The sequence below is a fragment of the Chryseobacterium subflavum genome (assembly GCF_055762745.1).
Window position 1 is genome coordinate 326,913 of sequence record NZ_JBVTMR010000003.1, and the last position, 12,990, is coordinate 339,902.

The 12,990-nt window shown below is 36.1% G+C and carries 8 protein-coding genes; 7 read left to right on the forward strand and 1 reads right to left on the reverse strand.

What is annotated here, in order from left to right:
• Positions 1-55: 55 nt before the first annotated feature.
• Positions 56-1,951 (reverse strand): molecular chaperone DnaK, encoded by a 1,896-nt coding sequence (gene dnaK, locus AC0INN_RS15005; protein ID WP_172279883.1) that lies wholly within the window; start codon positions 1,949-1,951, stop codon positions 56-58.
• A 568-nt stretch (positions 1,952-2,519) separates the two neighbouring features.
• On the opposite strand from dnaK, the gene AC0INN_RS15010 reads away from it, so the two are divergent.
• The 7 genes from AC0INN_RS15010 (at position 2,520) to AC0INN_RS15040 (ending at position 12,987) form a co-directional block, all read left to right on the forward strand.
• On the forward strand, positions 2,520-3,833 hold the full coding sequence (locus tag AC0INN_RS15010; protein WP_306613898.1) for a hypothetical protein: 1,314 nt from the start codon (positions 2,520-2,522) through the stop codon (positions 3,831-3,833).
• Between the two features lie 376 nt (positions 3,834-4,209).
• Positions 4,210-5,526 (forward strand): hypothetical protein, encoded by a 1,317-nt coding sequence (locus AC0INN_RS15015; RefSeq protein ID WP_273648981.1) that lies wholly within the window; start codon positions 4,210-4,212, stop codon positions 5,524-5,526.
• Positions 5,527-5,701: 175 nt separating this feature from the next.
• Entirely contained in the window at positions 5,702-7,774 is a 2,073-nt protein-coding gene (gene ppk1, locus AC0INN_RS15020) for a polyphosphate kinase 1 (protein ID WP_172279887.1), read from the forward strand.
• Positions 7,771-8,655, forward strand: coding sequence for a Ppx/GppA phosphatase family protein (locus tag AC0INN_RS15025; protein WP_306613901.1), 885 nt, complete (start codon positions 7,771-7,773; stop codon positions 8,653-8,655). The genes ppk1 and AC0INN_RS15025 overlap by 4 nt, the downstream gene beginning before the upstream one ends.
• A gap of 368 nt (positions 8,656-9,023) precedes the next feature.
• The gene (locus AC0INN_RS15030; RefSeq protein WP_273648983.1) at positions 9,024-9,683 is read left to right on the forward strand and encodes an NAD-dependent epimerase/dehydratase family protein; all 660 of its coding nucleotides are present in this window, start codon (positions 9,024-9,026) and stop codon (positions 9,681-9,683) included.
• The gene (locus AC0INN_RS15035; RefSeq protein ID WP_273648984.1) at positions 9,680-9,841 is read left to right on the forward strand and encodes a hypothetical protein; all 162 of its coding nucleotides are present in this window, start codon (positions 9,680-9,682) and stop codon (positions 9,839-9,841) included. The genes AC0INN_RS15030 and AC0INN_RS15035 overlap by 4 nt, the downstream gene beginning before the upstream one ends.
• A gap of 104 nt (positions 9,842-9,945) precedes the next feature.
• On the forward strand, positions 9,946-12,987 hold the full coding sequence (locus AC0INN_RS15040) for a choice-of-anchor I family protein (RefSeq protein ID WP_306613904.1): 3,042 nt from the start codon (positions 9,946-9,948) through the stop codon (positions 12,985-12,987).
• The last annotated feature ends 3 nt before the right edge of the window (positions 12,988-12,990 follow it).

The window sequence follows — 12,990 nt, forward strand, 5'->3', positions numbered from 1 at the left end:
TAAAAAAATCTTTTACTGCGGTTGTATTATTAAAGGTAAGTATATACTTAACTTATTATTTCACTTCTTCGAAGTCTGCATCCTGTACATCATCACCTCCTGCATTTCCGCCAGGATTCTGAGCTCCGGCATCAGCACCCTGAGCTTGTTGTCCTGCTGCATACATTTCTTCTGAAGCTGCCATCCAAGCTGCATCCAAAGCTTCAGTTTTAGCTTTTACATCGTCAGAATTTTTAGCTTCAAATGCTGTTTTCAGTTCTGCTGCTGCAGCTTCTATGGCTGCTTTTTTATCTGCAGATAATTTATCCCCAAACTCTTTCAATTGCTTTTCAGTCTGGAAGATCAATCCGTCTGCTTTATTGAAGATCTCAACTTCTTCTTTTCTTTTCGCATCCGCTGCAGAATTTTCCTGAGCTTCTTTTTTCATTCTTTCGATTTCTTCGTCAGAAAGACCTGAAGAAGCCTGGATTTTGATAGACTGCTCTTTACCTGTACCTTTATCTTTAGCAGATACACTTAAGATACCGTTGGCATCAATATCGAAAGTAACTTCGATTTGAGGAACTCCTCTTGGTGCAGGTGGAATATCTGTAAGATCAAATCTACCGATTTCTTTATTGTCATTGAACATTGGTCTTTCACCTTGTCCTACTCTGATGCTTACAGCTGGCTGGTTGTCAGAAGCTGTAGAGAATACTTCAGATTTTTTCGTTGGGATCGTAGTGTTCGCTTCAATTAATTTAGTGAATACAGAACCCATTGTTTCAATACCTAAAGAAAGTGGAGTAACGTCAAGAAGTAATACATCTTTTACATCACCTGTTAATACACCACCTTGGATAGCTGCACCAATAGCTACAACCTCATCCGGGTTAACTCCTTTAGATGGTTTCTTACCAAAGAATTTTTCCACTTCTTCCTGAATGATCGGAATTCTTGTAGAACCACCTACCAGGATTACTTCGTCGATATCAGAAGTTGATAAACCTGCATCTTTTAATGCCTTAGCAACCGGCTCCATAGATCTTCTTACAAGATCAGCAGATAACTGCTCGAATTTAGCTTTAGTTAAAGTCTTCACTAAGTGTTTAGGACCTGTAGCTGTAGCTGTAATATATGGCAAGTTGATTTCAGTCTGTGGAGAAGAAGATAATTCGATTTTTGCTTTTTCTGCAGCTTCTTTCAATCTTTGAAGAGCAATAGCATCTGCTTTCAAGTCTACACCTTCTTCAGCTTTGAATTCATCAGCCATCCAGTTAATGATCACATCATCGAAATCATCACCTCCTAAGTGTGTATCACCGTTTGTAGACAATACTTCGAATACACCATCTCCTAAATCAAGGATAGAAATATCGAAAGTACCACCTCCAAGGTCATATACCGCGATCTTCTGATCTTTGTGATTTTTATCAAGACCGTACGCTAAAGCTGCAGCAGTAGGCTCATTGATAATTCTTTCTACTTTTAAACCTGCGATTTCACCCGCTTCCTTAGTAGCTTGTCTTTGTGCATCATTGAAGTATGCAGGAACAGTAATTACCGCTCTTGTTACTTCTTGTCCAAGATAATCTTCAGCCGTTTTCTTCATTTTCTGAAGAATCATTGCAGAAATTTCCTGTGGTGTATATTCTCTGTCGTCGATTTTTACTTTTACAGTATCATTTGGTCCGGATACAACTTCGTAAGGTACTCTTGAGATTTCTTTAGCATCTTCTTTAAAATGAGTCCCGATAAATCTTTTAATAGAGTATACAGTTTTCTTTGGATTCGTTACAGCCTGTCTTTTTGCAGGATCACCTACTTTTCTTTCACCATCTTCTGTAAACGCTACGATAGAAGGAGTTGTTCTTTTTCCTTCCGCATTAGGGATAACAACAGGGTCTTTACCCTCCATTACAGCAACACAAGAGTTGGTCGTTCCTAAGTCAATTCCAATTATTTTACTCATAATATTTTTTATTTTTCTAATTTTTAATTTGATTTACACTGTACATTTCTCAATATTCGTACCATTCAAATATATATGACAAATTGACATACATCATCAGAGAACATGGACGCAGCCGGCCATCGCATAAGTCAGCACTCAAAAATATTCCTTTATATATCAACAATTTATGAATAATCTGGTTTAAGACTTTTTTGCCATATTGAGCTAACCAGCATGACCATTCTGGCATATTAATTGCTTGGATTTGTCCAATATTCTATTTACACAAACACACACGATGAAAAATGAAATTAACTACTTCCTGTTATGGTATGAGCCTACCCTAAATTCTAATACTATATAACACTCCCAATTCAACTTATTGTCTAAAAGATACTGAATACGGATATTTCACATCTGTTTTAGATAACACATCCATGTCTTCCAGTTGTGTTTTGTTGCTATATCCATTCTTAAATTCTTTAACAGTAACTATATAAGCTAGCAGCTTTTGCTCCTGGCCGGGTATTATTATTTATAAAAAGCCTTCAATACATAATGTACAATAACATATAAATAAACACATATGAAAACAAAAATGCTATTTTTATCCTCAATTTTGTTGTTTGAAATAACATCTGCACAAATAGGGATCGGAACACCTAACGCAAGAGGAGCTCTTGATATCAATAAACCTACAACCAATGATCATGGATTGGTATTACCTACAAATTCAAGTACTTCTAAAATATATAATCCTTTGGGTGGAGAGGTAGCAATCGGAACAATTATGTATGATTCAACAGAGGATTGTATAAAAGTTTATAAATCTAAAGGATGGTCTCAGTGTCTGGGTGAAGGCATTAATCAAGGCTTTGTTTTGGATTGTAGTAGTGGAACACTAACAGGAACTTATACGCAGTCTATACCTAGCAGTGGAACTAAAACCATTAATTACACAGGAGCAAGCGGACAAAGTTATAACGCAATATCTGTAGCTTCAACAGGAGTTACAGGCCTTACAGCTTCGGCACCCGTAGGGGCTTTAGCCAATGGAAACGGGTCAATCACTTTAAATATTTCAGGAACGCCATCCGGAAGTGGTACAGCTAATTTTACCATAAATATAGCAGGACAAACCTGTACTTTTATAATCAATATCGGCCAACCACAAGTAAGAAACGTAAAAATATTATCAATTATTCCTGATGCCTGGAATTCCAATTTATCCAATGGCAGATATACAAATATTGCAAGATCCAAATTAAATAATTCTTCTAACTTTGGCCCTTCAGGAAAAGTTAAAGTAACAGGATTTACCTACGACACCTTTAATATATACTCTAACAGTGCCCAGGAGCTGGAATATGCAATAGACAATGCAGATATTATTTGGATAGGCTACATAAGCAATAGCTATTTTACTCCGGAAAAAAGACAAATGCTGGACAAAAAAATCAGAGAAAAAAAGAAATTCTTCTTTATTGGTAACGATAATTACAACGGAGGATATTTTCCGGGTAAAACCAGTTTTGCAGGGCACACGTTTGATTATTTCAGATTCGGAACCATTTCGAATAATATCATATCAACGACAAACGGACCTGATAAAGGAATTTTCGGGAACCTATCCGACGGAGCTCCTATAAAAATGTACAGAGCTATTGGTAAAGTAACGAATTACCCTTCCGGATCTACCGCATTTATACGGAATACAGATGGAACAACTAATGCAGTAAGCAGTGATAATTTGGTAATTGTATCAGATATTAATTGGTATACAAACTATGAAAGAGCAGACGGTTTTTATGGAAGCTCAAGCAGCTGCTCAGACAACAACAACTCTATATTATTCTGTAATATTTTTGAAAAGGCAGTACAATACGTCTTAACTCATTAAATAACATTTAAAATATCTCCAGACTTTAAAAAGGTTGCCCATTGTGGCAACCTTTTTCAGCATATTCTCACAATACAAATGGTAAAAACAGTTGTCGTATACAAAATCGCATTCTAGTTTCTACATACGTATAAGAAAATGATATTTGGATTTTGGCACATATATTGATAATAGGAGTACCCAACACAAACATTCAAGATGAAAACCAATGAAATTTCTTATTTTATAAAAAATTATTCATACCCTATTTTTCTTTAGGGCACTGATAAACCATATTCATATTATCGGGTTCACCTAATTTAAAAAGATCAATATCAACAATTTAGACCATAACCGGTAAGAATATATTTCATTATAAACATAAATAAATACAAATATGAAAAGAAATTTTTTTCTACTTTCAATGCTTTTAGCATTTAAAACAATTTATTCCCAAGTAGGTATAGGGACAACAACTCCAAGAGGTGCACTGGACATCAATAAGCCGACGACTAACGAATTTGGGTTTGTACTACCAACCAACACCAGCACAACAAAAATAATCAATCCTCAAGGAGGAAATATTGCTGTTGGAACAATGATGTATGATTCTACTGAGGACTGTGTTAAGGTGCATAAATCTACAGGATGGTCCAATTGCCTTAGTGATAACAACAACATAGCAGGTAAAATAGACAATCTGGAATGCAATGGTTCTTTGACTGGAACTTATAATCAAGGGACACTTAGTAATGGTATGAAAGTAATCAACTATACGAACGGAAATGGAAAGGCTTATGATGCTATAAACGTCGCATCAACAGGAGTTACAGGACTTACCGCTACCGCTCCGGCCGGAACATTAAATAATGGTAACGGAAGCATTACTTTAAATATTTTTGGAACACCAACTACATCCGGAACAGCAACATTCATAATCAATTTTTTAGGGAAAACATGCACATTCACGGTCAAGGTTGAGCAGCAGATCCGCACCATAAAAATACTATCGCTGGTTCCTGATGCCTGGTCTACAAACTTATCAAATGATCCCTATACAAGTGTTGCCAGGTCTAAACTCAATAATTCATCCCACTTCGGACCGTCCGGAACTGTAAAAATATCTGGATTCACGTATAGTACCTTTGATGTTAGTACAGGGACTGCACAGGGACTGCAAACAGCTATTGATAATGCTGATATCATCTGGATCAGTTATATAACCAACGGAAATATCAATGCGGAAATGAGGAATGCTCTGGAACAAAAAATCAATGAAAAGAAAAAATTCTTTTTTATTGGTAACGATAATTATAATGGTTCGGTTTTTCCGGGAAAATCCGTCTTTTCAGGACAGACATTTGACTACTTTAATTATGGTAATTATTCTGGTTCTATTGTATCAACAACAGTGGGACCTGATAAAGGTGCATTTGGTACGCTACCAGCCGGTACACAAATAAATATGACATTAGCCGTCGGAAAAATGACGAATTACACATCCAATTCCACTCCTTTTATGAAAAATATGGATGGAACTGTTAATTCTATCATTGCTGATAACTTAATCGTTGTTTCGGATATTAACTGGTACATCAATTACCAATCAGATGATGGTTTTTATCAGGGATCCTCAAGTTGCTCCGATAACAGCAAATCCATTTTGTTTTGTAATATATTTGATAAGGCTATCAAATATGTATTGAGTCATTAATTTGCTATTACATATAATTTTATAGAAGGCTGCTGTAAAAGCAGCTTTTTTATTTACAGTAAAATATGTGATATTCTCAGGGATCAAAACAATTACATTCTTAATCAAAGTTTAATCTTGTTTATCACTTTCAATATGTATTAATCCTTATTTTTGATAAATTTTACACACAAATATGTCAATACACTTTAATCCGAGGGATATTACCTGGCTGGCTTTTAATGAAAGGGTTTTACAGGAGGCAATGGACGAAAATGTTCCATTGCATTTAAGAATACGTTTTCTGGGAATTTTTTCCAATAATCTTGACGAATTTTTCAGAGTACGTGTTGCCGGATTAAAGCGAGCCATGGATTTTAAGGAGAAAGTAATTGCGGAGTCCTTCTACCAGCCACCTTCGAAAATTTTACAAAGGATCAATGAAATTGTGATCAGACAACAGCAAAATTTTGATAAAACCTGGAAAAAAATCCAGAATGAAATGGCTGATCAGAATATTTTCATCAAGAATGCTAAAAACTTAACCGTACTCCAGAAAGAATTTGTCAGAAAATATTTTGATGAAGTGGTAGAATCCAATGTCATTCCTATTCTTCTTCATGAAAATACATCAATGCCATACTTAAGAGATAAAAGTCTTTATCTGGGTGTTGCCATGAGAAAAAAAGACTGGCAATACCAGAGTAATTATGCTATCATCGAAATACCGTCACGCTTTGTAGGAAGGTTTGTTTTGCTCCCTACTGAAGATCCGAAGGAAAAAAATGTAATGTTACTGGAGGATGTGATCACTTTCAACCTTCCTCATATTTTTTCTTATTTTGGATATGACGAATTTGCTGCAAATGCATTTAAAGTAACTAAGGATGCTGAAATGGATCTTGATAATGACATCAAAACCAATTTTGCAGAAAAAATAGAAAAAGGGCTTAAGAACAGAAGAAAAGGAAAGCCTACAAGATTCGTTTTCGATAAAGATATGGATAAAGCTTTACTGGAATTATTAATCCGTAAGCTCAATCTCACTAAAAAAGACAGCATTATTCCCGGTGGAAAAATTCATAACTTTAAGCATTTCATGGATTTTCCGGATGTTTTTGAAGCTTATGCCAGACCTGTGGAAAGAACTTCTTTTAGCCATCAGGCTTTTGAACATGGCGAAAGGGTAACTGATGTGATCATGAAAAATGATGTGTTGCTCACTTTTCCATACCATAAATATAATCCGGTTATTGATCTTCTTCGTGAGGCGGCAATGGATCCTGATGTAAAATCAATACAGATTACAGCTTACAGACTGGCAAGCAGTTCGAAAATTATCAATGCATTGATCTATGCTGCACGAAATGGAAAAGAGGTTACGGTAATGCTCGAACTTCAGGCCCGGTTCGATGAGGAATCCAATCTTGAATGGAAAGAAATGCTGGAGCCGGAAGGTATTACCGTTTTAGTTGGAATTCCGGATAAAAAAGTTCATGCTAAGCTTTGTGTTATCAAGAAAAGAGCTCACAACAAAACCATTCAGTACGGATTTATCAGTACAGGGAATTTCAATGAAAAAACGGCCAGAATTTATGGAGATCATTTATTAATGACTGCAGACAGAGGAATTATGGCAGATATCAATAAAGTTTTCAACGTCCTTAAAAAACCTAAGGAAGATTACCTTGCTGTTCTGAAAACCTGTAAAAGTTTAATGGTCTGCCCACAATTCATGCGTGAAAAGATCGTCCATCATATCGATAAAGAGATCGAAGAAGCAAAAGCAGGGAGAAGAGCAGAAATTATTGTTAAAGCTAATTCGGTAAGTGACCGTGCTTTAATTACAAAACTATATGATGCGGCTTTAGCAGGAGTGGTTATAAAAACAATTGTGAGAGGAATTTATTGCGCTGTCAATCAAAAAGAATTTAAAGAAAAAATAAAAGGTATAAGTATTGTTGATGAATATCTGGAACATGCCAGGGTCATGTATTTTTATAACAAAGGGGCTGAAGACATGTATATTTCATCAGCAGACTGGATGACCAGAAACCTTGATTACAGAATTGAAGCGGCAGTAAAAATAACAGATAAAGAACTGAAAAAAGAGCTGAAGGACATCCTCGATATACAATTGAGAGATAATGTAAAGGCCAGGATTCTGGATAAAAAACTGAGTAACGAATATGTAAGAAATGACAAGCAGGAATGTCGTTCTCAAATTGAAACTTATAAATATTTAAAAGCTAAAACGAGTACAAAATGAAGATCGCAGCAATAGATATAGGAAGTAATGCAGCAAGACTTTTAATCAATGAAGTAAAAGATAACGGCAAACACCCGGAATTTATAAAGCTTAATCTTTTACGGATTCCTCTAAGACTGGGTATGGATGTCTTTACCCGTGGAGAAATAGGACCTGAAAGGGAAAAAATGGTGATCGATTCAATGAAAATTTTCAGTGACCTGATGAAAATTTATAAAGTGGAACACTACAGGGCATGTGCGACAAGTGCCATGCGCGATGCTGTAAATGGAAAAGATATCATTGAACAGGTTAGAAAAACTTCAGGCATCAACATTGAAATTATATCAGGAGATGAAGAAGCTACCCTGGTGTATGAAAATCATGTGGCCGAAGGTCTGGATAAAGACTTCGCCTATTTATATATCGATGTTGGCGGTGGTTCTACTGAGCTTACATTCTATGAAAATGACAAAATGGTGTATGAAAAATCTTTCAATATTGGAACCATCCGGTTACTCAACAATCTTGTTACTCCGGACAACTGGTATGAGATGAAGCAGAAGGTCAAGAAAAATATAATGAGCAAGAAACCGATTGTTGCTATCGGATCTGGAGGAAACATCAATAAAGTGTTTTCAATGAGTAAAACCAAAGACGGAAAACCAATGTCTTTAGCTCATCTTAAAAAGGTATATAAAGAATTTGATGAACTCAGCGTCGATGAAAGAATGACAAAACATAATCTGAGAGAAGACAGAGCTGATGTGCTGGCCCACGCATTAAAGATTTTCAATAGTGTAATGGCATGGGCAGATATCAACAGAATCTTTGTTCCGAAGATTTCCGTAGCGGACGGGCTCATCCATAATATCTACAGTAAGCTACAAGAAAAGAAATAAATGAATAGCACATTATAAAAATAAAAGTCATTTGCCACTACGCATCTGACTTTTTTATTTTTAAAACCAATTTTTATTAAATCTGCCTTCTTGGGCCGTCTTTTGGGGTAATTTAAAACAATCGGTCAAGGACACTGCACCCTTTTACAAGAATTTTCGCGATGTTCTTTTATTAAAATTTACTTAAAATATGGTTATGTTTGAAAATTTCATTATTCGGAAAACATGGGTAACCTCTGGGAAGAGAGCACATTTACCTTTTATTTTAAAGTTAATCAAACGCAAATGTTTAATTTTTTTTATAAAAGTTAATTTTTTTTAAAGTAAATTTAAGTGCGAAATCGTTATAAAAGTATAATCTTAGTAACATGAGTTCAAACCCAATTAAAATAATAATAACAGGTGCCACAGGAATGGTAGGAGAAGGCGTGCTGATGGAATGTCTTGAAAACCCCGGTATTTCAGAAATTTTAAGTGTCAGCAGGAAACCATCAGGAAAAAAGCATGCTAAATTAAAAGAGTATATCGTTCCAGATTTTCTAAGCATCACTGAAAATGATGAAAACCTGAAAGGTTATGATGCCTGTTTTTTCTGTGCAGGGATCAGCAGTGTGGGAATGAATGAAGAAGATTATACTAAAATAACATATGATACAACTCTCCATTTTGCAAATGCTGTTTTGAAGCAAAACCCCGGAATGGTTTTTAATTATGTTTCCGGAGCCCATACAGACAGCACAGAAAGTGGAAAGACAATGTGGGCAAGAGTAAAAGGAAGAACCGAAAATTCTTTAAAGAAGTTAGGATTCAGATCTGCCTATAACTTTCGTCCGGGATTTATGAAACCCGTAGAAGGTCAGGTTCATGTCAAATGGTTTTTCAAACCTATTATATGGCTTTTTCCTGTTTTACTCCCGTCTCAATCATTAACATTGCATGAAGTAGGAAGAGCTATGGTCAATGTAGTAAAAAAGGGGTACCCAACATCAGTTTTAGAAATTCGAGACATTAAAAAACTTGCGATATGAGAGAAATGTTAAAAAGAATTATCCTTGTTATTTTTATCCTACTGGTTTTGACAGCAATTTCAGGTTTTCTGTATACCCAGAAACATCCGCTTGAAAAAGCATCCAATGAAAAACAATGGATGCAAAAAGCCATTAATCAAAAGCAGGTTGGAAACTAATAAGCATAGACCCCTACATTATTATTAATCATTTGTTAAGATTGCATTAAAATATTTACAAGGTATAAAGTTCATTTTTGCATTAATCAAAATTTAAAGTAAAAATGACGAAAAACTATCTTTTTAGAGGCTTCCTGCCTATTGCTGTCCTGTTTCAAGGCGGTCTTTTCGGACAATCGTTGATCCATTACTGGAATTTCAATAACAATGCTTCTCAAGCCTCTATTACCACTCCGACATCCTCGCTGGTAAACGGTTCTTCACTTGCTGCTATTGCAGGGGGAACAAGTGTTATTGATTTTGCAGGAGGATCAGGTCAAAATTTCGACACCCATAATTTAAATGCCAGGAATAATGATCCTGCCGGAACCCATTTAAGGTTTAACAACCCTATTGGTGGTGGACTTCAATTTTCCCTGCCTACTACCGGATATAATAATGTAGTGGTAAAATTTACAACCAGAAGATCTGGTTCAGGGGCAGGAACACAAATCTGGTCATATTCCCTTGACGGAAATACTTTTACTACCTACCAGAGCGTTACTCCGGTGGATGACGTCCCTCAGTTAGTTACTTTTGATTTTTCAAATATTGCAGGAGTTTCCAACAACCCCAATTTTAAATTAAAAGTTGAATTTGCTACGGGATCGGGAGGAAATGCTGGAAATAATCGTTTTGATAATTTTACGGTAGATGCTGTAGCAAACGGTTCCACAGATACTACTCCACCTACAGTAACGTATCTTCCGGCTAATAATACCAATAATGCATCCACAACAATAAATCCGAGTATTTCGTTTAATGAAAATGTAAGACATATTAATAACGCTGCAATCACTGATACCAATGCACAAAATCTTGTTGAATTCAGGGTGGCAAATGCTTCAGGCGCACAGATACCGTTCACAACTACTTTCAGTAATAATACAATCACGATTATTCCTGGCACTCCCCTACTTCCTAATCAAACATATTATTTATCACTAAAACCCAATACCGTTGAAGATTTTAGTGATAATGCTATTACTTCAGCTACTTCTACTACTTTCACTACGGCAGGTACCACTATTTCACTCGATAAAAATTTCATCAAAGTAAACGAAAATGCAGGTAACCTAAGTTTCAAGATCAATATTAATAATCCTTCCGCCTCTACTGTAAATCTTGTTGTAAAGCCGACTCCTTTCAGTACAGCCAACAGCAGTGATTTTACATTAAATAATCAAACAATCACTATTACACCAACCACTACCAGCTATATTGTAAATATTCCGATTATTGATGATACACTCGAAGAACAGCAGGCAGAATATTTTGTAGTAAGCCTTGAAAACCCGGTAGGTGCAACTATTACAGGAGATAATTCAGCCACAATTTATATCGTAGATAATGATAAGGCCGCACCTGTTCCTTCAAATCAAATTCATTTGAACTATATTGGAAGCTTCGATCCTTCCGGAAACAACAACAGTTCGACAGAAATTGTTGTTCATGATCCTGCCACTCAAAGGTTGTTTACGATCAGTTCACTTACCGATGTTTTTGATATTATTGATTTCAGTACTCCAACGGCTCCTGTGGTTATCAAAACGGTAAATATGGCTTCTTATGGGGGAATCACTAGTATCGCGGTTAAAAACGGAATTATCGCAGCTTCTTCTCCAAATGTAAACCCACAACAAAACGGATCTGTCATCTTTTTTGACATTAACGGAAATTTCCTGAAACAAATTACTGTAGGTGCATTACCTGATATGATTACTTTTACTCCGGATGGAACAAAGGTTATTACAGCCAATGAAGGAGAACCTAATGACGCCTACACAGTTGATCCTGAAGGCTCAATCAGTATCATTGACATTTCCGGAGGAATAAACAATCTTACCCAAAGTCAGGTTACCACACTCAATTTCACCAATTTCAACACCCAGGAATCTTCTCTTTTTGCAACCGGATTAAGAAAAGTAAAGGCAACGAGTACGCTGGCCCAGGATCTGGAACCGGAATATATAACGGTAAGCTCAGACAGCCAAAAGGCATGGGTTACTCTTCAGGAAAACAATGGGATTGCTGAAGTAAATCTGGTAACGAAATCCATAACGAGTATTTGGGGATTAGGCAAAAAAGATATGAGTTTACCCGGAAACGGTTTTGATGCTTCGGATAATAACGGAGAGGTACTGATTGCCAATTGGCCGGTAAAAACATTTTATACTCCCGATGCTGTACAAAACTATAAAGCAGGTAATACCAATTATATCGTAACAGCTAATGAAGGTGATGAAAAAGACCTTTCCGGGTTCAGCGAAAGAACAACTGTAGGAGCCAATGGCTATCCTTTAGATGCTACAAATTTCCCTAATTCATCTATATTAAAAGCTTCTCACAACCTGGGAAGATTCAGGGTAACCAATGTAAATGGCAATACAGACGGAGATGCCGAATACGAAGAAATTAATGCAATGGGAGCACGTTCTTTTTCCATTTTCAATGCCGATACAAAACAGATTGTATATGATAGTGGAGATCAGTTTGAACGTTATATTGCATACAGCCATCCATTAATCTTTAACGCAGATAACGAAAGTAATGCAGTTAAAAGCAGGAGCCGTGCCAAAGGTCCGGAACCAGAAGGTGTTGCTTTAGGAACCATAAACTGCCAGACTTTTGCCTTCATCACGTTGGAAAGAACCGGTGGTGTAATGGTTTATAATATTACAGATCCAAATAATGTAACTTTTACGGATTACAAAAATTCGAGATCAACTTCAGCATATGGTGGTGATAACGGCCCCGAAGGAATTATTTACATAGCTCCACAAAATACAGCAACAGGCAAAGGCTATGTAGTTATTGCAAATGAAATCAGCGGAACTTTATCGATGTATGAAGTAGTAACACCTCCCACATTAGGAACGGGTGAGGTAAAAGCTGAGCAGGCCACATTTAATGTATTCCCTAATCCTGTGACAAAAGGAAATACTCTATATTTCAACCGCGCACAAGGTTATGAATTGTACGATATGTCAGGAAAACTTTTGAAAAAAGAGAAAAATTCTTTACTTATTGAAACTTCATCACTTGCTACAGGTGTGTACCTCATTAAAACTTCAGAGGGTATACTGAAACGGTTTATCGTAAAATAGAAT